This window comes from Streptomyces sp. NPDC001348 (genome assembly GCF_053597535.1).
In genome coordinates this window covers 102,806-127,984 of sequence record NZ_JBSFIK010000022.1, presented here as the reverse complement: position 1 = coordinate 127,984, position 25,179 = coordinate 102,806, and the positions used below count along the sequence as shown (strand labels likewise).

The 25,179-nt window shown below is 72.4% G+C and carries 21 protein-coding genes; 8 read left to right on the top strand and 13 right to left on the bottom strand.

From position 1 onward, the window contains the following. Window positions 1–69 precede the first annotated feature (69 nt). Together ACWC21_RS23390 and ACWC21_RS23385 are read right to left on the bottom strand one after the other, a co-directional pair. Window positions 70–1,389, bottom strand: a complete 1,320-nt coding sequence (locus ACWC21_RS23390) for a copper amine oxidase (RefSeq protein ID WP_450884738.1) — start codon at window positions 1,387–1,389, stop codon at window positions 70–72. A gap of 68 nt (window positions 1,390–1,457) precedes the next feature. Further along, a complete protein-coding gene (locus tag ACWC21_RS23385; RefSeq protein ID WP_450884737.1) occupies window positions 1,458–2,285 on the bottom strand; it encodes a Tat pathway signal sequence domain protein in 828 nt (275 codons plus the stop codon). Between the two features lie 196 nt (window positions 2,286–2,481). On the opposite strand from ACWC21_RS23385, the gene glgX reads away from it, so the two are divergent. From glgX to ACWC21_RS23370, 3 genes are all read left to right on the top strand, one after another. After that, complete coding sequence (glgX, locus tag ACWC21_RS23380) at window positions 2,482–4,602, top strand: glycogen debranching protein GlgX (protein WP_450884736.1); 2,121 nt, start codon at window positions 2,482–2,484, stop codon at window positions 4,600–4,602. Window positions 4,603–4,672: 70 nt separating this feature from the next. Next, window positions 4,673–7,030: a malto-oligosyltrehalose synthase gene (treY, locus tag ACWC21_RS23375; RefSeq protein ID WP_450884735.1), complete on the top strand. Its 2,358-nt coding sequence runs from the start codon at window positions 4,673–4,675 to the stop codon at window positions 7,028–7,030. A gap of 219 nt (window positions 7,031–7,249) precedes the next feature. Further along, window positions 7,250–8,500 (top strand): M14 family zinc carboxypeptidase, encoded by a 1,251-nt coding sequence (locus ACWC21_RS23370; RefSeq protein ID WP_450884734.1) that lies wholly within the window; start codon window positions 7,250–7,252, stop codon window positions 8,498–8,500. A 40-nt stretch (window positions 8,501–8,540) separates the two neighbouring features. Here ACWC21_RS23370 and ACWC21_RS23365 read toward each other — a convergent pair whose 3' ends face one another. Next, window positions 8,541–8,966 (bottom strand): SSI family serine proteinase inhibitor, encoded by a 426-nt coding sequence (locus tag ACWC21_RS23365; protein ID WP_450884733.1) that lies wholly within the window; start codon window positions 8,964–8,966, stop codon window positions 8,541–8,543. A gap of 185 nt (window positions 8,967–9,151) precedes the next feature. Then, on the bottom strand, window positions 9,152–9,703 hold the full coding sequence (locus tag ACWC21_RS23360; protein WP_450884732.1) for an FHA domain-containing protein: 552 nt from the start codon (window positions 9,701–9,703) through the stop codon (window positions 9,152–9,154). A gap of 175 nt (window positions 9,704–9,878) precedes the next feature. Between ACWC21_RS23360 and treZ the strand changes: the two genes are divergently transcribed. Then, on the top strand, window positions 9,879–11,627 hold the full coding sequence (gene treZ / locus ACWC21_RS23355; protein WP_450884731.1) for a malto-oligosyltrehalose trehalohydrolase: 1,749 nt from the start codon (window positions 9,879–9,881) through the stop codon (window positions 11,625–11,627). A gap of 25 nt (window positions 11,628–11,652) precedes the next feature. Here treZ and ACWC21_RS23350 read toward each other — a convergent pair whose 3' ends face one another. From ACWC21_RS23350 to ACWC21_RS23320, 7 genes are all read right to left on the bottom strand, one after another. Further along, on the bottom strand, window positions 11,653–12,615 hold the full coding sequence (locus ACWC21_RS23350; protein ID WP_450884757.1) for an aminoglycoside phosphotransferase family protein: 963 nt from the start codon (window positions 12,613–12,615) through the stop codon (window positions 11,653–11,655). 52 nt (window positions 12,616–12,667) lie between these two features. Then, the gene (locus ACWC21_RS23345) at window positions 12,668–13,795 is read right to left on the bottom strand and encodes an aminopeptidase P family protein (RefSeq protein WP_450884730.1); all 1,128 of its coding nucleotides are present in this window, start codon (window positions 13,793–13,795) and stop codon (window positions 12,668–12,670) included. A gap of 160 nt (window positions 13,796–13,955) precedes the next feature. After that, window positions 13,956–14,516 carry a PDZ domain-containing protein gene (locus ACWC21_RS23340; protein ID WP_450884729.1) on the bottom strand — a complete coding sequence of 187 codons (561 nt, stop codon included), beginning with the start codon at window positions 14,514–14,516 and terminating at the stop codon, window positions 13,956–13,958. Between the two features lie 101 nt (window positions 14,517–14,617). Next, window positions 14,618–14,761 (bottom strand): hypothetical protein, encoded by a 144-nt coding sequence (locus ACWC21_RS23335; protein WP_450884728.1) that lies wholly within the window; start codon window positions 14,759–14,761, stop codon window positions 14,618–14,620. A 278-nt stretch (window positions 14,762–15,039) separates the two neighbouring features. Then, complete coding sequence (cyc2, locus tag ACWC21_RS23330; protein WP_450884727.1) at window positions 15,040–17,196, bottom strand: germacradienol/geosmin synthase Cyc2; 2,157 nt, start codon at window positions 17,194–17,196, stop codon at window positions 15,040–15,042. A gap of 103 nt (window positions 17,197–17,299) precedes the next feature. Then, window positions 17,300–18,502, bottom strand: a complete 1,203-nt coding sequence (locus tag ACWC21_RS23325) for a damage-control phosphatase ARMT1 family protein (protein ID WP_450884726.1) — start codon at window positions 18,500–18,502, stop codon at window positions 17,300–17,302. Between the two features lie 22 nt (window positions 18,503–18,524). Continuing rightward, window positions 18,525–19,172 (bottom strand): ScbR family autoregulator-binding transcription factor, encoded by a 648-nt coding sequence (locus ACWC21_RS23320; protein WP_450884725.1) that lies wholly within the window; start codon window positions 19,170–19,172, stop codon window positions 18,525–18,527. 419 nt (window positions 19,173–19,591) lie between these two features. Here ACWC21_RS23320 and ACWC21_RS23315 point away from each other — a divergent pair, with 419 nt between their 5' ends. Further along, entirely contained in the window at window positions 19,592–20,533 is a 942-nt protein-coding gene (locus ACWC21_RS23315) for a lytic polysaccharide monooxygenase (RefSeq protein ID WP_450884724.1), read from the top strand. Between the two features lie 18 nt (window positions 20,534–20,551). Here the strand turns inward: ACWC21_RS23315 and ACWC21_RS23310 are convergent, their stop codons facing one another. Further along, window positions 20,552–21,208, bottom strand: a complete 657-nt coding sequence (locus ACWC21_RS23310; protein WP_450884723.1) for a Tat pathway signal sequence domain protein — start codon at window positions 21,206–21,208, stop codon at window positions 20,552–20,554. Between the two features lie 659 nt (window positions 21,209–21,867). On the opposite strand from ACWC21_RS23310, the gene ACWC21_RS23305 reads away from it, so the two are divergent. From ACWC21_RS23305 to ACWC21_RS23295, 3 genes are all read left to right on the top strand, one after another. Then, window positions 21,868–22,551: a DUF6230 family protein gene (locus ACWC21_RS23305; RefSeq protein ID WP_450884722.1), complete on the top strand. Its 684-nt coding sequence runs from the start codon at window positions 21,868–21,870 to the stop codon at window positions 22,549–22,551. Next, window positions 22,551–22,952, top strand: a complete 402-nt coding sequence (locus ACWC21_RS23300) for a DUF6114 domain-containing protein (RefSeq protein WP_450884721.1) — start codon at window positions 22,551–22,553, stop codon at window positions 22,950–22,952. Before ACWC21_RS23305 ends, ACWC21_RS23300 begins: the two co-directional genes overlap by 1 nt. Before the next feature lie 185 nt (window positions 22,953–23,137). Continuing rightward, on the top strand, window positions 23,138–23,593 hold the full coding sequence (locus ACWC21_RS23295; RefSeq protein ID WP_450884720.1) for a tellurite resistance TerB family protein: 456 nt from the start codon (window positions 23,138–23,140) through the stop codon (window positions 23,591–23,593). Window positions 23,594–23,672: 79 nt separating this feature from the next. Here the strand turns inward: ACWC21_RS23295 and ACWC21_RS23290 are convergent, their stop codons facing one another. Continuing rightward, window positions 23,673–25,169 (bottom strand): aromatic amino acid ammonia-lyase, encoded by a 1,497-nt coding sequence (locus tag ACWC21_RS23290; RefSeq protein WP_450884719.1) that lies wholly within the window; start codon window positions 25,167–25,169, stop codon window positions 23,673–23,675. Window positions 25,170–25,179: the final 10 nt, after the last annotated feature.

Sequence of the window (25,179 nt, the reverse complement as noted above, 5' to 3'; positions counted from 1 at the left end):
CCATCCCAACGATCAAGGAAGCGTACTCCGCAAGCGGTCGGCGGTGCAGCCGGATGGACAGGTCGATTCTCAACTGCGCGGCCGCCAGTGACCGTTCTGCCACGCGAGCTCGTCGGGAGTGAGCGGGTTCATGGCCGTGACGTCGCGCGGGGCTATGGAGAATCCCTGCCAGTGGACCGGCATGGGCTGCTGGTCCTCGTCGCGGGCGATGTGGTGGAAGCCGACGTTCATCCAGACGATGGGGTGGGTGAGCGTCTGGCCGTTGACCCACTTGTCGACCGACCTGCCCGCGCCGGCCGGGCAGTTGCCCGGGTTGTTGGTGGCGAACTGCTCGCACTTGTTGTACTCGGTGAAGTACACGTCGTGCTGGGTGAAACTGCGGCCCGGGTACTTCGTGGTGGGGCCCGGCACGATCTCGTACGAGCGCGCGTGGCCGTCCTTGTTCTTGCCGGTGGCGCTGACCACCCGCCACCAGCGGTACGCCTTGGCGTCGCCCGCGAGTTCCTTGGTGACCTTGGTGCTGGTGGTCTTCGCGGTCGGGGCCTCCTGGCCGTGGGCCGGCGCGGTGACCTTGGAGTCGTACTGCTCGATCTTCGTCCTGGAGGAGCCGTCGAGGCCGAAGTCGAGGCGCCAGAAGACGTTGTGGCTGTGGCTGGTGGCGTAGGCCTTGGCGCCCTTGCCGATGGGCCAGCCGCGGCCGTCGCCGGCGTCGTAGTCGTCGAAGGAGAGGCTGCCGGTGGCGCCGACGTTCATGTTGACCGTGCCGTCGTCCTGGAAGCGCCACTCGGTCATGTACTCGTACCAGCCGACCTGGTTGACCGTGTAGACGAGCAGGTCCTTGCCCTGGGCCTGGAAGACCTTGTTCGCGGTGTCGCCCTGCATCCGGTAGGCGTGGCCGCGGGACCGGGTGGTGGTGCACAGGCCGTTGACGTTCGGGTGCTGCGGGTCCCAGGAGTCGGGGACCTTGATGGTCTTGATCGTGCCGCCGGGGCACTCGCCGGGCGCCAGGTTGACCAGGCCCTGGGCGAAGCCGAAGCCGGTCAGGTCGTCGTACTCGACGCTGCCGTCGTCGTAGGGGACGTCGATCTGGGCGAGCCGGGCGCTGTTGAGGACCTTGATCGGCTCGGTCTCGCCCTTGGGCTGGTAGGAGACGTCGTCCAGGACGAGGCCGGCCTTGCTGTCGTAGCGCCAGCACATCCGCCAGGTGGTGCCGCTGGAGAGCTTCTGCTCGATCTTGTAGGCGGCGCTGCAGTCGGCCGCCGCCGCGGTGGTGGCCCTCGGCTGTGCGACGGCCGGTCCCGCGCCGGCCGTCGCGCCGGCGGCCAGCGCGGCCACGGTGACGCCGACGGCGGCCCGCTTGCGGGCGCGGCTGACTCTGTTCGTGTGCATGAAGGGGTGACTCCCTCGCAGGAGGTGCGGGTTCGAAAGGGGGCGGACGACGTGTCCGAGGGGGCGGCTCAGCCGCGGTCGAGCTTGGCGACCTTGCGGGCGCTCAGGTCGATGATCAGCGACCTGGCGTCGATCCACGGGCCGTTCTTGACCTTGGGGAACAGCCGCACGCAGCGGTGTTCGCCGCACTTGTCGAGCACGGCGGGCTGGGCGCCCGGAGTGGCCCGGTAGACCGCGCCGTTGAACAGCAGCTGGTCCGGGGAGGTGAGCTCCCTGCCGGTGGCGTCCTTGTAGTCCGCCTTGAGGCCGGCGCCCAGCGGATCGGCGATGAGCAGCCTGGCCGCCTCGACGTTCTCGGCCCGGCTCAGCGGCGGCTGGACGCCGTGCTGGGTGCCGCTCTGCTCGACCTTGCCGGTTTCCAGATCGACCGTCTTGGTCACCAGGGTGTCGTTCCGGTAGTCGTAGAACGTCACATCGGCCCGGCGCGGTGCGTTCGCACCGTCCGCCTCGTCGGCCTCCGGGTCGGCGAGGTCCACGGTGAGACGCTGCGGCCCACGGCCCCCGTCGACGTTCCTGCCCGAGCTGAGCAGCTGCCCGCCCGCGGCGATCTTCTCGGCCCGCTGCGTCTCGTCGTCGGTCAGCGGGTCACCGCCGGTGCCCTTCTCGCCCTCGGCCGGGGCCTGCTGGACCACGCCCGGCCGGCCGGCGCCATCGGCCCGGCCCTGCCCCTGGCCCGACTGCTGGGCGGTCCGGCTGCCGCTGCCGCTCGTCCCGCCCGACTCGTCCGCCCCCGCCGTGCCCGGCAAGGTGACGGCGACCATCACGGCGGTGCCGGCCACCGCTATGGCCGTGCCGGCCACCACCTTGCCCAGATGGCGGCGCACTGTCTCGCGCACGTCTTCCCCTTACTCCCCCAGATCGACGGGAGTACGTTTTCTGCCCCACTGTTTGCGCATACGGCTCACAAACGTCGCCGTATCCACTGGTCGGCCGGTAAGAGGGACGTAAGTCATAGGTGGTTCCATCACTTTCCGGGAGACTCGACACACAAGGCGGCACCGGCCACGCGGCACACCTGGGAGAGTCGTATCCATGCAGGTCTGGCCTGGAGAGGCATATCCGCTCGGCGCCACGTACGACGGCGCCGGGACCAACTTCGCGGTCTTCACCGAAGCCGCGAACCGAGTAGAGCTGTGTCTGCTGCACGACGACGGCTCCGAGACGGCGGTCGAACTACGGGAGAGCGACGCGTTCGTGCGGCACGCATACGTGCCGGGCGTGATGCCGGGGCAGCGGTACGGGTTCCGGGTGCACGGACCGTACGACCCGGCGCGCGGGCTGCGCTGCAATTCGGCGAAGCTGCTGCTCGACCCGTACGCGAAGGCGATCAGCGGCTCGATCCGGTGGGGCGAGGAGGTCTACGGCTACCACTTCGGCTCCCCCGACAGCCGCAACGACCTCGACTCCGCGCCGCACACCATGACGTCGGTGGTGATCAACCCCTACTTCGACTGGGGCGACGACCGGCGGCCGCGTACCGAGTACCACCACACGGTGATCTACGAGGCCCATGTGAAGGGCCTGACCATGCGCCACCCCGGCCTGCCGGAGGAACTGCGGGGCACGTACGCGGCGCTCGCCCACCCGGCAATCATCGAACATCTGACCGAGCTCGGGGTGACGGCCCTGGAGCTGATGCCCGTACACCAGTTCGTCAACGACCATCGCCTGGTCGACATGGGCCTGAACAACTACTGGGGCTACAACACGATCGGCTTCTTCGCCCCGCACAACGCGTACGCCTCCTGGGGCGACCGCGGTCAGCAGGTCCTGGAGTTCAAGTCGGCGGTCCGGGCGCTGCACGAGGCCGGGATCGAGGTGATCCTGGACGTGGTCTACAACCACACCGCCGAGGGCAACCACCTGGGACCGACGCTGTCCTTCCGGGGCATCGACAACCCCTCGTACTACCGCCTGACCGACGACCGCCGCTACTACATGGACACCACCGGCACCGGGAACTCCCTGCTCATGAGGTCCCCGCACGTGCTCCAGCTGATCATGGACTCGCTGCGGTACTGGGTGACCGAGATGCACGTCGACGGGTTCCGCTTCGATCTCGCGGCGACCCTGGCGCGGCAGTTCCACGAGGTGGACCGGCTGTCGTCGTTCTTCGACCTGGTGCAGCAGGACCCCGTGGTCTCCCAGGTGAAGCTGATCGCCGAACCGTGGGACGTGGGCGAGGGCGGCTACCAGGTGGGGAACTTCCCGCCGATGTGGACGGAGTGGAACGGCAAGTACCGCGACACGGTACGGGACCTGTGGCGGGGCGAGCCCCGCGCCCTCGCGGAGTTCGCCTCCCGGCTGACCGGCTCCTCGGACCTCTACCAGGACGACGGGCGGCGCCCGCTGGCCTCGATCAACTTCGTGACCTGCCACGACGGCTTCACCCTGCACGACCTCGTGGCCTACAACGACAAGCACAACGACGCCAACGGCGAGGACAACCGGGACGGCGAGAGCCACAACCGGTCGTGGAACTGCGGGGTGGAGGGTGAGACCGACGACCCCGACGTACTGGCGCTGCGGGCCCGGCAGATGCGGAACTTCATCGCGACGCTGATGCTGTCCCAGGGCGTGCCCATGATCAGTCACGGCGACGAGTTCGCCCGCACCCAGCAGGGCAACAACAACGCCTACTGCCAGGACAACGAGCTGTCCTGGGTGGACTGGCCCGAGGGCGAGGCGAGCGGCGGCGAGCTGCTGGACTTCACGCGCGCGCTGGTGTGGCTGCGCAGGGAGCACCCGGTCCTGCGGCGGCGGCGCTTCTTCCACGGCCGGCCGGTGGAGGGCACCCACGACGAGCTGTCCGACATCGCCTGGTTCACCCCCGACGGCCGGGAGATGACCCAGCACGACTGGGACTCGGCGCAGGCCTCGGCACTGACCGTGTTCCTCAACGGCAACGCGATCTCCGAGCCCGGCGCACGCGGGGAGCGCATCACCGACGACTCGTTCCTGCTCATGTTCAACGCCTCGCCCGAGCCGCTGGAGTTCGTCGTGCCGGTCAACCACGGACGGCAGTGGCAGGTGGTGGTCGACACCGCCCGCACGGACGTGGCGCCCCCGGACGCGGACGCCAAGATCCAGGCCGGGGACCGCCTCACCCTGCCGGACCGCAGCATGACGGTGCTGCGGCGGCCGGCCCAGTAGCGGTCACGCGCGCGTGGACAGGTGCGGGGCCGATGACACGAAAGGCGGCAGGCTGGGTACGTAGGTCTGCATGACATCAGAGCGCCCCGGCCCCGCGGTACCGACCGCCACCTACCGGCTCCAGCTTCAGCCCGAGTTCCCCTTCGGGGCCGCGGCGGCGGCCGTTCCGTACCTGGCGTCGCTCGGTGTCTCGCACCTGCACCTGTCCCCCGTCCTGGAGGCGGTCCCCGGCTCCGCCCACGGGTACGACGTGGTGGACCACGCGCGCGTGCGCGAGGAGCTGGGCGGGGAGGAGGGGCTGCGGGCACTGTCGGCGACCGCCCGTGAGCACGGCCTCGGCCTCGTCGTGGACATCGTGCCGAACCACATGGCCATGGCGCCGCGCCACAACCGCGCCCTGTGGGAGGTGCTGCGCGAGGGCCCCAAGTCGCCGTACGCGCGCTGGTTCGACATCGACTGGGACGCCCAGGACGGGCAGCTGCTGCTGCCGGTGCTCGGGCGTCCGGTCGGCGAGGAACTGGGCCACCTGGTGGTCGAGGGCGATGTGCTGCGCTACCACGACCACGCCTTCCCGCTCCGCGAGGGCACCGCCGACCTGCCGCTGCCCCGGCTGCTGGACGAGCAGTGGTACCGGCCGGTGTGGTGGCGGCTGGCCCGCACCGAGCTCAACTACCGGCGGTTCTTCAGCATCTCGGAGCTCATCGGGGTGCGGGTGGAGGACCCGGAGGTGTTCGACGCCACGCACGGCAAGATCCTCCAGCTGCTGCACGAGGGCGTGGTGGACGGGCTGCGCATCGACCACCCGGACGGACTGGCCGACCCCGAGGGCTACCTGCGGCGGCTGCACGAGGCGACCGGCGGACGCTGGACGGTCGTCGAGAAGATCCTGTCCGACGGGGAGCACCTGCCGGCCGCCTGGCCGGTCGCCGGCACCACCGGGTACGACGCCCTGAGGCACGTCGACGGCCTGTTCACCGACCCCGAGGGGGCGGCCGGCCTGCTCGCCGAGTACCGGCGGTTCGCCGCTCCGCAGACCGACCGGGGCGGCGTCTGGGCGGCCACGGCGCGGCGGGCGGCGTACAAGGTGCTCACGCACGAGCTGGCCGCCGAGACGGACCGGCTGACCCGGGTGGCGAGCCGGCTGTGCGCGAACTCGGCGGATCCGGCGCTGCGCGACCGCGCTCCCTGGGCGCTGCGCACCGCGTTGGAGGAGCTGCTGGTCCGGCTGCCGGTGTACCGGCCCTACGCCTCCCAGGACGCGGCCGCCGTCATCACCGAGGAGGCCGCCGAGGAGGCCCGGCGGGCCTTCGTCGTGCCCGAGGAGGGCCAGGCGGTCGACATCGTGCGCGAGCTGCTGACCGGCCCGGCCGGGGTGGACCCGGCCCTCGCGGAGTTCCGTGCCCGGTTCGCGCAGACCGCGTCGGCACTGCGCGCCAAGTCGGTCGAGGACACGGCTTTCTACCGCTACGTCCCGCTGCTGTCGGCGACCGAGGTGGGCGGGGAGCCGGGCAGCCCGGGCGTGTCCCCGCAGGACTTCCACGCGTACTGCGCGCGTGTGCAGCGTGACTGGCCGTCCACCGGAACCGTGGTGTCCACGCACGACACCAAGCGCAGCGCCGACGTGCGTGCGGCGCTGGCCGTGCTCACCGAGTGCCCGCAGCGCTGGGCGGCCCTGCTCGCGGAACTCGCCCCGGAGGGGGGCGCGGCCGTGCCGGACGGGCAGCTGTCCTGGGCGGCCTGGCAGACGGTGTTCGGTCTCGGCCCGGCGGACACCGAGCGCGTCCAGCAGGCGTTGCTGAAGCACGCCCGGGAGGCCGGGCTCTACACCAGCTGGACGGAGCAGGAACCGCCGTACGAGGAGGCGGTGGCCGCGTTCGTGGCGGCCGGGCCGTGCGGGGCGCCCGGCGAGCGGGTGACCTCCTTCCGGGACTCCCTGGGGGCGCACATCCGGGCCAACGTCCTGGGGACCGCCCTGGTCCATCTGACGATGCCGGGGGTGCCGGACCTCTACCAGGGGACGGAGGGCGAGTACCGGGCGCTGGTGGACCCGGACAACCGGCGGCCGGTGCGGTTCCCGCCCGAGGATCCCGGGGACAAGGGTGCGCTGACGGCGGCGGCGCTGCGGCTGCGCGCCCGGCGGCCGGAGGCCTTCGGTGCCGCGGCGACGTACGCGCCGCTGGCCGCGGAGGGCGCGGCCGCGGACCACTGCCTGGCGTTCGCGCGTTCCGGTCAGGTGGTCACCGCCGTGACCCGGATGTCGTTGCGGCTGGCGGAGACGGGCGGCTGGGGCGACACCCGGCTGCCGCTGCCTCCGGGCCAATGGGCCGACGCGCTGAACCCCGAACGGCGGTTCGAGGGTCACGCGCATGTGGCGGAGCTGTTCACGCCGCTGCCGGTGGCGCTGCTGGAGCGCGTCGGGGAGGCCTGAGCCGCACGGCCACCGCGTCGGGGCCGCACGGCCACCGCGTCGGGGCCGCACGCCCAGCGCGTCCGGGCCGCAGGGGCGGCACGATACCGTCGGCCGCCGTCGCCAAGGGGGTGAGCGGACGCCCCCGAGCGCCCCGTCAAGGGTTCCCCTCGATCCGCTTGACAGCTCACCTGTGCCGTGCGGCACTGGGAGGGCGAAGCCGGGCTGGACGAGTCGGGGGTGAGTCCTTTGCCGGAGCCGCGTTATCCCAGTGTCGCCGAACTGCTCGCATCGGCCGGGTCGTTGGCCGCCGACGAGCCCGGGGTGTGTGCCCTGCGGCAGGTGGGCCTCTCCCGGGCGGGCAGACCGTTGCACCTGCTGTCCGTGGGGCACCGGCCGCGGGCCGTCCTCGTGGTGGCCGGCGCCCACGCCAACGAGCCGACGGGCGGGTCCACACTCCTCGCCCTGGCGGAGCGGGTGGTGTACGAACGGGAGCTGAGAGCGGACACCTCCTGGCACTTCCTGCTGTGCGCCGACCCGGACGGGGCGAGCCTCCACGTCACCCCGGCGCCGCGCAGCCTGCTCGACTACCACCGCGGCTTCTACCGGCCCGCCCAGCCGGAGCAGCCGGAGTGGTCGCCGTCCGTGCTGCCGCCGGACCGGCTGCCGCCCGAGACGCGGGCGCTGACCGGGGTGATCGACGAACTGCGCCCCTATCTGCAGGTCACACTGCACGGCACCGACCTGGGCGGCAGCTGGGTGCAGCTGACCAGGGACGTGCCCGGCCTCGCCGAGCCGTTCGCCAAGTCCGCGGCGCAGCTGCACATCCCCGTGGAGACGGGCGCCTCGGACGCGGCGGGCTGGCCCGCCTCCGGCCCCGGCGTGCACGTGATGCCCGATCCGGGCTCGGGCCTCGCCTACCCGAGCATGCCGGACGACGCGCGGCACAGCACCTGGTTCCGCGTCCACCGCTACGGCGGTCTGACGGCCGTGGTCGAGGTGCCGATGTGGGCCAGTGACCTGGTGGACGACCCTGCGCCGCACCCCGCGCCGGCGGCGGCGATGCGACGGCTGGCGCGTCGGCTGCTGCGGGACGCGCTGGAGGTGGAACGGGTGCTCGCCGAGGCTCTGCCCCGGCTGGAGGACACCGACGTGCCCCTGCTGCGGGCCGCGAGGTGGGCCCTGGAGGTGGTACCGGGCCTGGCCGCGGACTGGGCGGGCACACCGCCCGCCGCCGGCACGATGGCGTACGTCGGCAGCGTGGACGCATTCGGCCGCCGGCTGCCGCTGCGGGCGGCCGCCATGCTGCTGCGGGTGCTGCGGGAGGCGGACGACCGGGCGGCACCCCGGCTGGAACGTCTCGTCGTCTCCTGGTGCGAGGCGTTCGCCGAGCGCTTCCGGGCCCGCTGGGTACCCCTGGAACACCAGGTCGAGCACCAGTCCCGCACGGTGCTGGCGGCGGCGCTGCACGCGCGCGAACGGGTGGCGTGAGGCCGGGAACGGCCGCACGCCGCCGTCGACCGTCACCCCATCAGCCGTCCAGCGCGAACACCGCCCCGGTCCGCGCCCCCATCTGGCAGGCGTTCGAGAACGTCTCCCGGTAGTCCACGGTCCGGCCGTGCCACTGGCCGTTCGCGTACACGGTCACCGGGGCGTAGATCATCGGGCAGAACGTGTTCTTCTTCTGCGGGATGGCGCGGATGTCGCCCTTGGCGTTCGTGAGTTCGGCGCAGGCCTCGGCCGCGCGGCGGTGCCCCTGCGGCGGCTCGCACAGCAGCAGGGTGCCGCGTGTGTCGCCGGAGCGGGCGTCGCCCCGGGTCACGCTGAGGTAGAGCCAGTCGCCCTGACGGGTGGGGCCGGGCAGTGTCCGGGCGGCGGCTGCCGGGCCGGCGGCGAGGAGGGCCGCCGCCGCCAGCAGGGCTCCGCCTACCGCTGTCGCTTTGATGGTGTGCGTCATGCCCGGTGCATCGGCACGGCGGCCTGCGCGCCCCAGCCCGACTCACCCGAACGGGAACCCCCGCGCGTGCAGTGCTTCACCGGTTGGCAGGCGCTCGGCATGACACGCACTCGATGCTCGTACTGATGTACGACCCGGATCCGGTGCACCACGGTGCCGGACGGCCTGCCGGTACCGGAACGGTCTCACTGGACGGCGAGCCGGAACGCCATCCGCCCGAAGGAGACCTGGTCGCCCTCGCGGACGACGGCCGCGCCGGTCACCCGCCGTCCGTTCACCATGGTGCCGTTGGTGGAACCGAGGTCCCTGAGGACCCACATGCCGCCCTGGCGGCGCAGTTCGGCGTGTACCCGGGAGACGGTCTCGTGGTTGAGCCTGAGGCCGCTGGCCGGGTCACGGCCTATGCGCAGCGGATGGGTGCTGTCGGGGTGCGGCAGGAGCAGTTTGGGCAGTCGTTCGGCCTGCCAGGCGCGGCGCAGCCGCACGGTGAAGCCGGAGACGGCCTCGACGGTGCCGAACAGCATGCGCGCCAGGCGGTTGTCCTTGGGCAGGTCTGCGGTGAGAACGGCGAGCTCGTCGGCACGGCGGGCGGCGAGCGCGAGTTCCATGCGGCGCACGAACGTGTCGTGCGACAGCCGGCCCATGGCGACGCCGTCGCGGAGCACACGCAGCGCCTTGTCGCGCTCCGCGTCGGACAGCCGAGCGGGAAACGTGGAGAACTCGAAGGACGACGTCACGCAGGTGATTGTCGGTCAGTGAACCCAGGGTGTCCAGGAAACGGGGAAACGGCCGCCGCGCGTGCACTTCCGGTGACACCCGCGCGGAAAGCCCGGCACGGAAGGCGGGCCGAGCGCGTTTTGCAGCACGATGGACGGGCTACATCACGGTGAGCAGACGAAGGGGAACCGTCCCGTGCAGTTCGAGGTGTGGGCACCGCAGGCAGACCGTGTGACGCTCCATTGCGACGGCGCCACGCGCGCGTTGGAGCGCGACCGGGACCGGGCCGGGTGGTGGACCGGTGAGGCGGAGGCGAGCGACGGCTCGCGGTACGGATTCGCGCTGGACGACGGGCCGGTGCTGCCCGACCCGCGTTCGCGCCGGCAGCCCGAGGGGCCGGACGGGCCGAGCGCGGTCGTCGACCACGGGCGGTACGCGTGGCGTACCGAGGCGGGGCCCGGACGCGGGCTGCCCGGTGCGGTGCTGTACGAGCTGCACGTGGGCACGTACACCCGCGAGGGCACCCTGGACGCGGCGGCGGCGCGGCTGGAGCACCTCTCCCGACTGGGCGTGACCCACGTCGAGTTGATGCCCCTGTGCCCGTTCCCCGGGCGGCACGGGTGGGGATACGAGGGGGTGTCCCTGTGGGCGGTGCACGAGCCGTACGGCGGGCCCGAGGCGCTGAAGCGGTTCGTCGACCGGGCACACGAACTCGGCCTCGGCGTGGTCCTCGACGTGGTGCACAACCACCTGGGGCCGTCCGGCAACCATCTGCCCGCGTTCGGACCGTACTTCACGGAGACGCACCACACGCCCTGGGGTGCGGCCGTCAACCTGGACGCGCCCGGGTCGGACGAGGTGCGCGCGTACTTCGTCGGCAGCGCGCTGGCCTGGCTGCGCGACTACCGGATCGACGGGCTCCGGCTGGACGCGGTGCACGCGCTGCGCGACACACGCGCGTGCCACTTCCTGGAGGAGCTCTCCGCGGCCGTCGACGACCTGGCGAGCGAGGTGGGCCGGCCGCTGTTCCTCATCGGCGAGTCGGACCTCAACGACCCCCGGGTCATCACCCCGCGGGCGCAGAACGGTCTCGGTCTGCACGCGCAGTGGAACGACGACTTCCACCACGCCCTGCACACCGCGCTGACCGGCGAGTCCCAGGGCTACTACGCCGACTTCGCGCGTGATCCCTTCGCCGCCCTCGCCAGGACGCTGACGGGGGGCTACTTCCACGACGGTACTTACTCCAGCTTCCGGGGCCGGCACCACGGCCGCCCGCTGGACCGGGTGCGCACGGCGGGGCACCGGCTGCTCGGCTACAGCCAGACCCACGACCAGGTCGGCAACCGGGCCCAGGGCGACCGCCTGTCGGCCGCCCTCTCCCCCGGGCTGCTGGCCTGCGCCGCCACGATCGTCCTGACCGCGCCGTTCACGCCGATGCTGTTCATGGGCGAGGAGTGGGCGGCCGGCACGCCCTGGCAGTTCTTCACCGACCACACCGATCCGGAACTCGCCCAGGCCGTACGGCAGGGCAGGAGGCGGGAGTTCGCGGCGCACGGCTGGGCCGAGGAGGACGTGCCCGACCCGCAGGACCCGGCGACCCGGGACCGCTCCTGTCTGGACTGGTCGGAGCCCGAGCGGGAGCCGCACGCGCGCGTGCTGGCCTGGTACCGCAGGCTCGTCGCGCTGCGCCACGAGCAGCCCGACCTCACCGACCCCGACCTCGCGGACACCAAGGTGGCGTACGACTCCCAGGCCCGCTGGCTCGCCTTCCGGCGCGGGGACGTCCGGGTGGTGGTCAACCTGGGCAAGGAGGAGGCGGCGATCCCGCTCGGCACCCGCCCGGCCGAGGTCCTCGCCGCGTGGGACCCCGTCGAGGCGCCCGGAGCGGACGGTCTGCTGCAGGTGCCCGGGGAGTCGTGCGTGGTACTGACCCAGGAGTGACCCCGGCGCCGGGGCACGGCAGGTTCTAGAGCTCCTCGTCCTCCCTGAACTCCGTCACCCGCTCCAGCAGGATCGCCTCCCAGGCGCGTCTCAGCTGGGTCCTCAGGAGCGTGAGGGAGGAGCCGTCGCGGCCGTCGAGACGGTCGGTGAGGCGGATGACGGTGTCGCAGCGGGCGAGCCACAGGCCGCGCAGGCAGGGGCGGGCGCCGTATCCGGCGAGGGTGGCGGCACGGACGGCGGCGGGCGATCCGACGGCGAGGGCGAGGGAGGCGATGTCCTCGGCGGGATCCCCGACGGTCGCGGCGGTCCAGTCCAGGATGCCGCGCACCCGCCCGTCGGCGCCGACCACGAGGTGCTCGCCCCTGAGATCGTGGTGGACCAGGACCGAGGTCCCCGGCTGTGCGGCGAGCTGGGCCGCGGCGGGCGCGGTCAGCTGGGACATCCGGGCGGGATCGAGCTCGTCCGCGGCGCCGAGGCGTTCGGCCGCGTGCACGGCCATCCGGCGGAGCGCCTCGAGGGAGCGCGGGGCGGTGCGCGGGACGCCGAGCGTCTCGGCCTGCCGTACGGGGACCTCCCGCAGCCCGGTGAGCAGCCCGGCCAGATCCGCCTCGCCGACGGCGGAGACGTCGTGCTCCTCGCCCGTGCCGCCGGGCACCTTGGTGTCCAGCGTGTAGGTGAGGCCGGGCGCCCACTCACCGTGCGCCACGCTGGTGGGGACGGCGAGGGGCAGGTACGGGCGCACCAGGTCGCGCAGGCGCAGTTCGCGGCGCTGGCGGGCGGCGGCCTCGCGGTCGGTGGCGAGGCGCAGCACATGGCGGGTGCCGACCCACCAGCTGGAGTGCTCGCCGCTCTCCGCGACGGGGCGCACGTCGGGTCCGGAGGTTCCCACCGCGCTCTCAGCGCTCTCAGCGCTCTTCTTGCTCTCCTTGAGCAGCGAACGGACCAGTCGGCGGACGGTGTCCGCGGAGGGTGTCGGTGCCTGGGTCATGGTCGCGCCGTCGTCGTTCCGGGAGGTGTCGGTGGATGCCCGCTGTGTCATCTCAGTCCACTATGACCATCTCGCGGGTGGTGCCGTTGAGGCGGCGGCCGCCGTCCCCGGTCACCGTGACGATGTCCTCGATACGCACACCGAAGCGGCCGGGCAGGTAGACGCCCGGCTCGACGGAGAAGCACATCCCGGGCACGAGGGGCTGTTCCTCGCCCTCGATCATGTACGGCGGCTCGTGCGTGGTGACGCCGATGCCGTGGCCGGTGCGGTGGATGAAGTACTCGCCGTACCCGGCGTCGGAGATCACCGCACGGGCTGCCCGGTCGACCTCCTGGCAGGCGACGCCGGGCCGCACCGCGCGGAAGCCGGCCTCCTGGGCGGCGCGCACGACGTCGTGGACCCTGCGCTCCTCCTCGGTGGGTTCGCCGACGTGGACGGTGCGGGTGGTGTCGGACCCGTAGCCGTCCTTGAGGCCGCCGAAGTCGAGCACGACCATGTCGCCGCGGCGGATGACGCGGTCGCCGACCTCGTGGTGCGGGTTCGCGCCGTTCGGGCCGGAACCGACGATGGTGAAGTCGACCTGGGAGTGTCCGAACCGGCGCAGCAGGTCGGCGAGGTCCTGGCCGACCTCGGACTCCCGGCGGCCCGCGAAGGGGACCTTGCGGATCTCCTCGAACGTCGCGTCGGCGGCCGCCCCGGCCGCTGCCAGCAGCTCCAGCTCGGCCGTGTCCTTGACGGCGCGCAGCATGGGCAGGGCGTCGGTGAGGGCCGCGTAGGAGGTGCCGGGCAGCGTCCTCTGCAGGCCGAGCAGGTGCAGGGCCCAGGCGTTGTCGCTGACGCCGAGCCGGCCGCTGCCGGGGAGGAGGCCGGCGGTGACGGCGTAGGGATCCTTGCCGTCGGTCCAGTCCAGCAGGGTCAGGGCGTCGGCGCCGACCGCCTTCTCCGCGTCCGGTGCCTCCAGCGTCGGCACGACGAGCACGGGGTCCCGGCCGGGGGTGAGGACGAGCACGGTGAGGCGCTCGGTGACGGCGGTCGGCGTGTAGCCGGTCAGCCACACCAGGTCAGGGCCCGGCGCCACCAGCAGCCCGGCCAGCCCAGCGTCGGCGGCGGCGCGCGCGGCGCGCTCCATGCGGGCCCTGTAGTCGTCGGCGGTGAAGGGCGCGAGCGTACTGCCGGTCATGCGGACCTCCGTGGACGTCGGAAACGTTCAGGGCAAGGAGCCACGGGAGCATCCTGCCCGGACCCGGAGGGCGACGCGAGCCGGTTACGGGGTCAGTTCGGCGGAGCCGGGAGGACGACCCCACTGAATTCGAACACACGTACATGTGCGAGCGGGGTGATCATGTGACCAGGCCCGGGACCACGCGCAGCTGCCGGTAGCCGCCGCGGTGGCGCACGGTGAGGGTGACCCGGGCTCCTGGGCGGGCGTGGGCGACCGCCCGGGCGAGGTCGGCGGCCGTGTCGACGCGGGCCCCGCCGACCTGGAGGAGTACGTCCCCGCGGACCAGGCCCGCCGAGTATCCCGGGCCGGGGACGTGGACGCCGACGACCAGGGCGCCCGACTTCCGCGCGTCCATCACCTCCAGGCCGAGGGTGGCGGCGGGCCACGCCGGGGCGGGGCTCCGGACTCCGGAGGACGCGCTCCGGCCGGAGAGGCCGGGTGGCGGTGCCTCGTGCCGCAGCTCCGCGAGTCTGCTCATGCCGATCACGGTGGCGCCGAACGTGCCGAGCCCGACGCCGGAAAGGACCAGGACGGTGCCGACGAGCAGGCCGAACAGTCCGGTTCGCAGGCGCCGGCCGCGTCGCCGCGCGGCATGCGGGCGCCGCGTGGGCCTGCTGGGGCCGCCCTTCCTCCGCTCCTGACCCGGGATCGGCTTGGGGCGCAGCGCAGTCTGTTCCATGGATTGCCTCCGGCTGGTGCTCTCCCAGGCGCACTACCCGGCGCACCAGGGCGCGACGAGCCACGAACGAGTGAGACTGAGACCCTGTCGTCGACGGCACGTCACCCTACGTCCCCTCCGGCCAGCCGCTCGATCAGCTCCGCCGCCGCTCCCCGCGGGACCCCGGCGTACAGAAGTTCCGTGCGGTGCACGATCCGAGGCTCGGTCAGCGGCACGGCGACCGCGCCCGGTACGCCGTCGGCCATGGTGCGCGGCAGCAGGGTCGGTCCGTGGCCGGTGGCCGCGAGGCGGTCAGGGCGTGGACGTCGGTGCCCGCTTGACTTGCTCCTTGGGCTGAAGCCCGGGGATTCCGGTCTTCCTCGGCTGGTTGCCGTGCCGCTACGCGGCGGGTTGCGTCCAGGAAAGTGGTGTACGGGCACGCTCTTCCAGCCGGAGCCGGCCGGCGACGGCTCGCGCCCGCACCCGGTGGTCCGGGCGCCGGCGCGGGCCGCCACCGAGCACGCGGCGGCCCGCGCGCCGCGGCTCAGCTGACGGGCAGTGCCGGCGGCCGGTCCGGGAGGAAGCCGTGGGAGCGGCGGGCGAGGTAGGAGGCCTTGTAGCGGTCGACGCCCCGGTGCCAGTTCAGGATTCCGGCCAGCCAGTTGCGCAGGTCGGCGACATAGCCCTCCATGATTCCGCGCGCCTCGGCCGTGAGCTGGAAGTCCTCGTGGACGACCGGCAGTTCGTGCGCCACGACGTGTTCGAACTGCTGCATCCGCTGGGTCATCAGGTCGTGCACGACTCCGAGCGCGGCCGGGTAGTCGACGCCGAAGAAGTTCTGCACGACGAGGACGGCGTTGTGGATCTCGCCCTCGTACTCGATCTCCTTCTGGTACGAGAAGACGTCGTTGAGGAGGCAGGCGTAGTCGATGGCGGCGTTCTCCAGTGAGCGGACCGGTCCGGTGCGGTACACCTCCGGCGGGATCGCCGGGCCGTGCCCCATGCGGCACAGGCTGAGGGTGAGATCGGAGCCGAAGGTGGCCCGTCGCATCTCCAGGTAGTCGACCGGGTCGGGGACGCGGTTCTGCAACTGGTTGGACAGCTCCCACACCCAGCTCTCGGTCATCGTGTCGACGGCCCGTTTCAGGGTGCTCCGCTGGTCCGGGGTCATGTCCGCGGTCGTGCGGGCCCACAGGTCGATCAGCGCGCGTTCCATGGCGTTGACGGGGACGACGGGCGGCTCCTCGCCGTCGACCGGCATGCAGGACGACAGACGGGCCGTGGTCAGCCGGGCGGCCGCCAGGTCGCGGCGGTGGCCGTACACCAGGGGGTAGTAGTCGTCGCCGTACGTGCCGAAGGCCAGCCATGCGGCGCTGAGGTCGAGGGCCTCGGGCGTGGCGTCGGGGTCGAGGCCGGCCGAGCACAGCGCGAGGTCGCACGAGGCGAGCTTGTCCTCGTCCCACACGCCCTCCGACAGCATGCCCATCCGTCCCGTCCACTCCACGAGGCCCCGGCGGGCGCGGTCCAGATGCGGGCTCAGCTCCACCTGGAACGGCATGTGGAAGTCGGGCAGCAGGGACGGGCCGACCTTCTGGAAGGGCATGTGGGAGTAGGCGCGCAGACGTTCCACCGCGGCCGAGGCGAGCAGCGCGCCGACGTCGGCGGCGGAGGTACCGGGCCCGGCCGGCCCGTGCCAGGGCGCGGCCGAGGTGGCCCCCTCGTTCATGTACCGGCTGGAGCGCAGGTGCCATTCGTGGCCGCCCGACTGCCAGTCCTGCAGCCCCTTGGTGTACGCCGCGACGGCCGCGACCTCGTCCGGGGTGAGGCCCTTGTCCAGGGCGAGTGCGGGCACTTCGGTGAGCGCGGTGTGCTCGAACTGGTGGAGGCGGGAGGTGAGGATGTCGTTCACGGTGTCGGCGGCCTCCTGGGTGGTGCAGCCGAAGAAGGTCTCCAGGACCAGTACGCCGTTGCTGTTCTCCCCCTCGTCCTCGACCTCCCGCTGGTAGGAGAACAGGTCGTTGCGCAGATGGACGGCGTCGGAGAAGGTCTCCATGAGCACCCGCAGCGGCCTGGACCCGGCGACGGACGCGGGTACCTCGGCGGTGGCGTACTCGACGAGTCCCGCGGACCAGGGGGCGCCGCCCACCTTGCGGCGCATCTCGATGTACTCGACGGGGTTGGCGATCCGCCCCTCGTCGATGTTGGACAGCTCCCACAGGGACTCGTTCAGCAGATGTTCGGTGGCCCGCGCGAACCGCCGGCGCCAGTCCACCGACATCGACGGCACCGTGCGCGCCCACAGGTCGGCGAGTCCCGCCTCGACCGGGTTCCGTGGCTCGGGTACGGCGTCCCGCAGGTCCAGCGGCATGAACAGCGGCAGCCGGTCGAGGTGCGCCTTGCCGGCGGCACGGTCCGGGGTGCGCTTGTACATGTCCAGGAAGTGGTCGTCGAAGAAGAACACCCACACGTACCAGTCGGTGATCAGCGAGAGCGCGGTGCCGTCGCAGTCGGGGTGGGTGTAGGCGCACAGGAGCCCGTAGTCGTGCGCCTCGAGGTCGGCCTGCTCCCAGATCCCGGAGCCCTCCAGCATGCCCATCTCGCGCGCCCACGCCGTCGAGTGGGCGCGCGCCTCGTCGACGTGGGGGTTCAGCCGCGCGGGATACGGCATGTAGAAGTGCGGGAGTGCGAAGGGCTGCGTCATGGCCGGGCCCTACCCGCGGCCTCCGACGGACATCCGTGCCGCGGCAGCTGATCACACCATCGCGTGAAACGCCGCGGAAACCGGGAACACCGGGAACTTCACGTCACTTCCGTTGTGCGTCGGCCGGCCGTCCGCCGACCTGGATGAGCGCATGGGTACCGCCGGTGCGCCAGCGCTGTTCCCCGGCGGCGACCAGGGCGGCCTCGGTGTCCGCGGCCAGGCCGGTGATCACGTCGGACTTCAGCGTGCGCAGGGCGGCGACCGGGCCCGGGAAGTACCCGGTGACGTCCTGGAAGGAGGTGGTCGGCGGCCACATCCGGTCGCCCACCAGGCGCCGGTAGTTGAGGTCGCCCTTGACCACGGTCAGCGTGGCGGCCGCGAACTCGTCACGCAGGTCGTCCGGCATGTCCGCGTACGGCAGCGGGGCGCAGGAGAAGGGGTGGGCGCGCACCTCGAGGCGGCCGTCGGCCATCGCCGCCCACAGCCGCCGCCCGTATCCGGCCGCCGCGCCGGGTGCCGCGGTGAGCCGGCGCAGGGCGTCGACCACGTCGGAGGTCGTGGCGTCGGACACGTAGTACGGGTAGGGCTTGACGTGCAGCACGGCCCGTGCGGCGCGGCCCTCGGCGAGGAGGTGGGCGATCAGGAGCAGGTCCGGGACGAGTTCCCGGCCCGCGTTGTCCGCGACGAGGCAGAGTGTGCCCGTGCCGGAGGGCGGCAGCAGGGACCACAGGGTGTCGCTCTCGTCGGCCACCAGGGCCTGGTCCGCCTCCTCGGCGTCGGCGCCGGCGGCCGAGAGGCGGAAGCCGAGGTCGGCGCGGTTGCCCCAGAGGGAGCCGTGCAGCAGGGCGCGGGCCCGTTCACCGGGCGGCAGCTCCTCGAGCGCGTCCAGCGCGGCCAGTTCCTCGTCCGTCTCCGCGGAGTCGAGTTCGGCGCGCTTGAAGGAGCGGAAGGGGTCGATGCCGGCCCAGGGGCCGGGGGTGAAGTAGGCGACGGCGTCGAGGAGCCGGCGGTAGAAGTAGCTCTCCGACCACAGCCAGGGCACTTCGAACCAGGAGCGGCCGGTCCAGGTGCCCGCGCCCCAGGCCCGCCACCGGTCGCCGTCCGGCGCGTCCGCGGGCAGGGGTTCGATCACTCCCTCGGTGCAGCTCTTCAGCAGCGCGTCCAGCGCGCGGTGCTGCCCGGGGCCGTAGGGGAAGGCCTCACGCACCTGCCGGATGATCGCGGGATGCCGCTCGGCCAGTACGCCGCGCGGGAAGGAGCCGGGTTCGTCGCCGAGGATCACGGGTGCGGCGGGGGTGTCGGGCATACGCGTCACCGTACCCCGCGGATCAGGCGTCCCTGGACTCCCGTTCCAGCTGGGTGGTAAGGGCGAGGTAGCGAGGGCGGCGGGGCACCGGCACCAGGCCCCGGATCATCAGGTGCCACATCTCGGCGATCCGGCGGGGCAGCCGTCCGTCGGGGTCGAGGGAGCGGCCGGCGACCCGGGTGCCGACGAAGAAGTACACGAGGGAGTGGGCGGCGGCGGCCACGTCGGTGTCCGGGTGGACGTCGGACTCCCTGACCGCGCCGAGGAGTTTGCGGGTGGAGAGGTCCAGCCACTCGGAGAAGGGGTGCTTCAACGGGGGGCGGACGGCCACGTGCGCGGTGGCGAGGCGGAGCCCCGCCCGGGGAATCGGATCGTCGGCCGCGAGCCGGGCGATCCCGAACGTGGTGCGGATCAGGAACTCGAGCGAGGAACAGCCCCGGCTCTCCACCTCCTGCACCACCTGTCGCGACGCCTGGCCCTGCAACTCCAGGATGGCCCGGGCCAGATCCTCCTTGGCGGCGAAGTGGAAGTAGAGCGCGCCCTTGGTGACCCGGGCGTGGTCGACGATGTCGCTCAGACTGGTCGCCTCGTATCCGCGGCGGTCGAACAGGTCGGCCGCGGCGTGGATGATCGTCGCCCGGGTCTGCTCGGCGCGTAACTGCCTCGCCATCTGAGGGACACTCCTCGAAGCCGGAAAACGTACGGGACGTTCCGTTTGTTCCTTACCCATCGCACACGATAACTCACCCGGTGACAACAAGGCGGTCGGTGCGGGCCCGGTGCCCGACACGTGTAAACGCCGCGCAGGACAACCCCGGCACCTGTGACGGTCCGTGAAAGCACCACGTCGGAGCGGGCCTTGCCCTCGGCTCCGCCGTTCTCGGCGACCGCTCGGCACGACCGGGACCCCACGCCGGTGATCGCCACGATACGAGGAGGTCGAGCGGTTCTCAACGGGGCCTCGACCGGCCCTCGGTTTCCAGCCGTCGCGTGGCGGGGGTGGCGGTCTGAACGCTTCGGGCCGGTTTCCCGTACTGCACGGGAACACCGTTGCCGCACCGGCCGAGGAGGCGTTCCGCGTTGAGTCGGATGACCGCACACCTGAGGGTCACGGGGGTCGCCGCGGCGGCCTCCGCCCTGCTGTCGCTGTGGGCGGCGGCACCGGCACTGGCGCACGGCGCGCCCACGAGTCCGGTCAGCCGGGTGTACGCCTGCTCGCCCGACGGCGGGAGTGCGGCCCGGTCGGCGGCGTGCCGCGCGGCCGTCGCCGCGAACGGGGCGTCCTTCGCCCAGTGGGACAACCTGCGAGTGGCGGGCGTGAACGGCCGGGACCGGCAGGTGATTCCGGACGGACGGCTGTGCAGCGGTGGCCTGCCCGCCTACAAGGGCCTCGACCTGGCCCGTGCGGACTGGCCGTCGACCCGGCTGAGCCCGGGCGCGAAGCTGACGATGACGTACGCCTCGACGATCCCGCACACCGGCACGTTCAAGCTGTACCTGACCAAGCCGGGCTACGACCCGGCCGAGCCGTTGACCTGGGCGGAACTTCCCGCGCGGCCCTTCGCCCAGGTCACGGACCCGCCTCTGACCGACGGCGCCTACCACTTCACGGCCCGACTGCCGTCGGACCGTACGGGACGGCACGTGCTCTACACGATCTGGCAGAACAGCAGTACGTCGGACACCTACTACTCGTGTTCCGACGTGGTGTTCTCCGGGGCGAAGGCCGGCCGGGCCACCGCGTCGGGCCCGGCTTCCGCCTCGGCCGCGTCCGGTGCGCAAGCCGGGAAGGCGGCCCGGTCGTCCGCCGCCGCCTCGAGCCGGCCGGCGACCGGGGGTACGCCGGAGGAGACTTCCGGTCCGGCGGCGACGGCGCCGCGGACGGAGGGCACCACCGCCGACAGCACCCCGGTGGCCTCCGCCACCGATCCCGGCTCCGGGCCCTCCGCCCCTGTGCTGGCGGGCGGCGCCGCCGCGGTGCTGGTGCTCACCGGCGGCGCCGCCCTGGTTGTACGACTGCGTCGGCGCTGAACGCCTGCGTCAGACCGCTCAGTTGACGTAGACCGCAGCGCCCGAGGCGGTGACGGGGGCGTACTTGGCGGTGAAGTAACCGCTGGCGAAGCAGAGCGAGGAGCCAGAGGTCTTGGTGAACTGCTGGTTGGTGAAGTTGATGCTGTTGTCGCTGTTGTCGGCCTTGCCGGTCAGGCTGGCCGCCTGGTAGACGCAGTTGATGGAGCCCAGCAGCGTCTTCAGCTTGACGGTGGTCTGGATGGTCGAGCCGCTCGCCGGGGTCACGGTGAGCGTGCCGTCGGAGTTCACGGTGGTCTTGTAGGGCATGTTGTCGACCGTGATGCTGCTGACGCCGGTGACACCGAGGACGTTGCTGGTGCAGCTGCTCGCGTCGAAGGTCTGCGCGCCGGCCGACTCGGTGGCCGTGCCGGGCGCGGCCGGGTTGTCGGTGACGGTGGCGGTGAACTGCGACGACGTGCACTTGACGCCGCTGGTGCCGGTCGCGCTGGAGTAGAGCGTGGCGGTGGTGCCGCTCGCCAGCGGCGCGGTGAGGACGTCACCGTTCGCGACCGGCGTGCCGCCGAGGCCGCCGGTGGTGAGGACGGCCGTGCCGTCCGCCGACGCGGGGACGGCGGCCAGCGGGAGCGCGAGGGCGGCGACGGCGCCGGCGAGGGTCACGAGGGTACGGGTGCGCATTGCGGGTGCCTCTTTCCTGGGTGGGGGGCTTGCTGAGGGGATGTGGGGGGTCTGGGGCGCGCTGGGCGCCTGCCGCTGCCGGCCCGTGACGCCTTCTCCGTACGTACGGGCCGGCAACGGCAGCTGGCACCGGTCGAAAGCCTTGGACAGGCCTCCGGCCGGGCCGGATGAGGAGCGGACGGGCACGGGCCGAAAGCGGGAAGGGACCGTGCCGGTGCCGCATGCGTACGCAGACGCTCGACGGAAGGTTTCCGGCCACCGGCGTGCCGCCCGGTGGGCCTGCGATGTCTGCGATGTCCGTGAAGCGGAGTGCCGCGCCGGGTGCAGCCACGGACACCCGTCCGTGTCGTACTGCGGATCCGGCGCCACGGATCCGGTCGAGCCAGGGGCAGTTGTAGACCTGAGCGTCAGTCAACGTCAAGATGGATCAAGGGAGTTAACGTCCTTGAACGCAGGTGACGCATAATCGACACTGTTTTTTCACAACTCCCTTGACCCGTCATGTAACCACCGGTAACTTCCTCGGAGGCTACTGCCGCGTAACGAGAAAGCCCTTGCAACCGCCGGGAGTGCGAGGAGGCGTGCGCGACAGCCGCTGTCCGCGCCAGGACAACGTGCCACGAAGCCCGACCGCATGACTATGCCCCATGGGAGCAGACATGGCCTCGTCCCCGGACCTCTCGTCCGCCGACAACACCCCCGAGAACCCCGAAAGCGGTTCCGTACCCGAACCCGCCGACGGCTCCGGGAGACGCGGCCGGGTCCGGCTGCGCCGGGCCGCCGTGATGGCGGTGCCCGCCGCCGCGGTCACCGCGGGACTCGCGGTCCTCACCGCACAGGGCGCCCTGGGCGTCCAGTTCGCCATTTCCGGCATGCCGTTCGTGGTCAAGGCCGACCGGCTCGACGGAACGGGTTTCGAGCAGTTCGGCGCGCTGGACAACATGATCCCGAACAGCCCCAACGCCGGCGACACCGACGGCCAGGAGCTGGTCGTCACCTCGGTGGTGAAGAACGGCACGCTCACCAACATGTGCCAGAGCGTCGACCTCGGCGGCATCCAGCTCGTGCTCACCGCCGGCACCGGGAAGAAGAAGGTGCAGGTGGACCATCTGTCGATCGACTCCGACGACATCACGGGCAACGCCGACTTCAAGGGCATCGAGATCGGCCGCGACGCCAGCACCTTCGACAAGGCCGACGTCCAGGGCCCCAAGGGCGTCTACGGCCAGCAGGCCGACGAGGTCCACATCACGAACCTGAACCAGCACAACTACGCCGCCACCGCGGCCGTCTTCAAGCTTCCCAACCTGCACATGAAGTTCTCCAGCGACGGCTGCAAGTGATGGACCGCTTCCGGCAGTGGAGAGGGCAACGGCCCTTCCCGGGCGGCCTGCTGCTCGTGCTGGGAGGCGCCGAGATCCTGGTGACCATGAAGGCACCGCTTCCGGTCATCCTGCACGTCGGCATGCAGGGCCTCGCGGGTTACCTGTTGCCCACGGTGATGCTGATCCTCGGCCTGCTGATCCTCTTCAGCCCCGCTCAGCGTCTCTTCTACTCCATCCTCGGAGTCCTGATCTCCCTGGGCACCTGGGCCACCTCCAACCTCGGCGGCTTCATCGTCGGCCTCGCCCTCGGCGTCACCGGCAGCTGCCTCGCCTTCGGCTGGCTCCCGGACCAGGAACCCCGGGTGAGCCGCCGGAAGCGCAAGGAGCGGGAACACCAGGCACAGGTCGGAGCCGTCTGACCCGGCGCATCGGGACCCGCACATGGCGGGCACGGCCGTGGGGACGGCCGTGCCCGCCTCGGGCGTCCCCACGGGCACGGGGCGCCCGGCCTCGCCCACGCCGCACGGCGGAACTTATCCGTCGGCGCCCGAGTTTCCACCTCGTTGTGGAAGTCTCCGTGTGTCGATCCGTATGAGGAGTTCGCATGGCCCTGTGGGACCGGATCAAGGAGTCCGCGTCGACGATGCAGACCCAGCTCGTGGCGAAGAAGAACGACCTGAAGAGCGGTGCCTTCCGTGACGCGAGCATGGCGATGTGCGCCCTCGTGGCAGCCGCCGACGGGACGATCGACCCGGCCGAGCGGCAGCGCGTGGCGCAGCTCATCGCGACCAACGAGGTCTTGCAGAACTTCCCCGCCGACGACCTGCGGCGGCGCTTCGAGGACAATCTGAACAAGCTGACCGCCGACTTCGCCTTCGGCAAGGTGAGCGTGCTCCAGGAGATCGCCAAGGCGAAGAAGAAGCCCGCGGAGGCGCGGGCCGTCATCCAGATCGGCATCGTCATCGGCGGTGCGGACGGTGACTTCGACAAGACCGAACAGGCCGTGGTCCGCGAGGCCTGCTTCACCCTGGAGTTGCCGCCGCACGAGTTCGACCTCTGAGGGACCGGGCAAGCGGGGGCACGCTCGACGACGTCGACCGTGCCCTCGTCCATGCCCCACCGCGCCGCGCGGCGAGGACTCACAACGCGGCGAGTACCGGCAGCAGTTCGGCGGCCGTCGTCACGTCCCCGGTCAGCGGGCGGTCCTCGGTGCCGGGCGGAAGGGCCGCGGCCGCCACGGTGAAGGCGGGGACCTGCGGCGGGACCGGAAGAAGGCGCAACGCCCGTACGGCGGTGACGAGTTCGCAGGCCAGGACGGTGGCGTGGGCGTCGGCGGCCCGTTGGGTCTGGCGTGCGGCCTGACCGGCGAAGCTGGCGGCCTCCTCCAGGCCGTGCGAGACGACGGCGTGTCCGGCCGACGCGGGTGCGGCACAGGAACGCAGCTCCGCCAGAGCCGAGTTGGCCGTGTACTCCAGGATCATCGTGCCGGAACTGCTCGCGGGGCCGGAGGCGAGGAAGGCGGGCAGCCCGGTGAGGTCGGCGCGGCCCAGTGCCGCGAGGCGGGCGGCGGAGAGCTGGGCGGTCTGCAGCAGCGCGAGGTTCAGCCCGTCCAGGGCAAGACCGAGCGGGGCCGCGAAGAACCCGCCGTGGTGGTAGGCGTGGCCGTCCGGGGTGACGAGGGGGTTCTCCGAAGGGCAGTTGACCTCGACCTCGATGATCCCGCGCAGCCTGTCGAAGGCCTCGAGAGCGGCGCCGTGCACCTGCGGGAAGGCACGGAACCCGTACGGGTCCTGGATCCGGCGCCCGGTGGCGCGCGGCCGTTCCGGCATACCGAGCAGCCGCCGCACCTCGGAGGCCGCGCGGGCCGGGCCGGGGTAGGGACGCAGGGCGTGCACCTCGGCGGCATAGGCCTCCGGGGAACCGGAGACGGCGGCGAGCGAGAGGGCGGCGACCGCGTGGGTGGCTCGCAGCAGCACCTCGGTGTCGTGCCCGGCGAGCGCTGCCCGGCCGAGGGCGAGCGCGTTGCTGCTGAGCAGCGCCAGCGCGTCGCCGGGTCCGGGCACCACGGGTGCGGGCAGCCCGTCCGGCGGGGCGTCCGGGCGGGGCAGGTCACCGCTGTCCGCCGCCGAGGTCAGCCAGGGCCGCTCCCCGATCAGGGTCAGCCCCGTCTGGGCGAGGGCCGTCAGGTCGCCGGTGCCCAGACCGCCGTACTCGTTGACGGCGGGGTGCACGCCGAGGCGGAGGGCCTCGGTGAGGGCGGTCACGAAGGCGGGCTGGATGCCGGAGCCGCCGGCCAGGAGCTGGTTGGCGCGGACGGTGAGCATGGCGCGGACCTGACGGGCGGGCAGGAGCGGGCCCGCACCGCCCGCATGGCTGCGCAGCAGCCGCACCCCGTGGGCGGCCTCGTCGTCCGGGTCGACCGTCACCGAGCGGTGGGCGCCGACGCCGGTGCCGCGCCCGTACAGGCGGCCGGTACCGGCGAGCCGGCCCGCGGTCTCCCAGGACCGGCGGACCCGCTCCAGCGCGCCGGCCGGCACCCGGGGTTCGGCGGCGGCGTCGGCGAGCCTGACGATCCCGGTCAGGTCGAGGCCCCGGCCGTCGAGCACGACGCGGGTGTCCCCGGCGTCCGGGGACACCCGCGTCGCT

What these genes read in the sequence shown, in the direction of transcription:
- ACWC21_RS23305 (WP_450884722.1), top strand. Translation starts at nt 21,868, where the DNA reads ATGGCCTCGTCCCCGGACCTCTCGTCCGCCGACAACACCCCCGAGAAC.
- ACWC21_RS23365 (WP_450884733.1), bottom strand. Translation starts at nt 8,966, where the DNA reads ATGACGCACACCATCAAAGCGACAGCGGTAGGCGGAGCCCTGCTGGCG.
- ACWC21_RS23390 (WP_450884738.1), bottom strand. Translation starts at nt 1,389, where the DNA reads ATGCACACGAACAGAGTCAGCCGCGCCCGCAAGCGGGCCGCCGTCGGC.
- ACWC21_RS23335 (WP_450884728.1), bottom strand. Translation starts at nt 14,761, where the DNA reads ATGGCCGACGGCGTACCGGGCGCGGTCGCCGTGCCGCTGACCGAGCCT.
- ACWC21_RS23300 (WP_450884721.1), top strand. Translation starts at nt 22,551, where the DNA reads ATGGACCGCTTCCGGCAGTGGAGAGGGCAACGGCCCTTCCCGGGCGGC.
- ACWC21_RS23310 (WP_450884723.1), bottom strand. Translation starts at nt 21,208, where the DNA reads ATGCGCACCCGTACCCTCGTGACCCTCGCCGGCGCCGTCGCCGCCCTC.
- ACWC21_RS23340 (WP_450884729.1), bottom strand. Translation starts at nt 14,516, where the DNA reads ATGGAACAGACTGCGCTGCGCCCCAAGCCGATCCCGGGTCAGGAGCGG.
- ACWC21_RS23320 (WP_450884725.1), bottom strand. Translation starts at nt 19,172, where the DNA reads ATGGCGAGGCAGTTACGCGCCGAGCAGACCCGGGCGACGATCATCCAC.
- ACWC21_RS23350 (WP_450884757.1), bottom strand. Translation starts at nt 12,615, where the DNA reads ATGACCCAGGCACCGACACCCTCCGCGGACACCGTCCGCCGACTGGTC.
- treY (WP_450884735.1), top strand. Translation starts at nt 4,673, where the DNA reads ATGACATCAGAGCGCCCCGGCCCCGCGGTACCGACCGCCACCTACCGG.
- glgX (WP_450884736.1), top strand. Translation starts at nt 2,482, where the DNA reads ATGCAGGTCTGGCCTGGAGAGGCATATCCGCTCGGCGCCACGTACGAC.
- ACWC21_RS23295 (WP_450884720.1), top strand. Translation starts at nt 23,138, where the DNA reads ATGGCCCTGTGGGACCGGATCAAGGAGTCCGCGTCGACGATGCAGACC.
- ACWC21_RS23325 (WP_450884726.1), bottom strand. Translation starts at nt 18,502, where the DNA reads ATGCCCGACACCCCCGCCGCACCCGTGATCCTCGGCGACGAACCCGGC.
- ACWC21_RS23345 (WP_450884730.1), bottom strand. Translation starts at nt 13,795, where the DNA reads ATGACCGGCAGTACGCTCGCGCCCTTCACCGCCGACGACTACAGGGCC.
- ACWC21_RS23315 (WP_450884724.1), top strand. Translation starts at nt 19,592, where the DNA reads ATGACCGCACACCTGAGGGTCACGGGGGTCGCCGCGGCGGCCTCCGCC.
- cyc2 (WP_450884727.1), bottom strand. Translation starts at nt 17,196, where the DNA reads ATGACGCAGCCCTTCGCACTCCCGCACTTCTACATGCCGTATCCCGCG.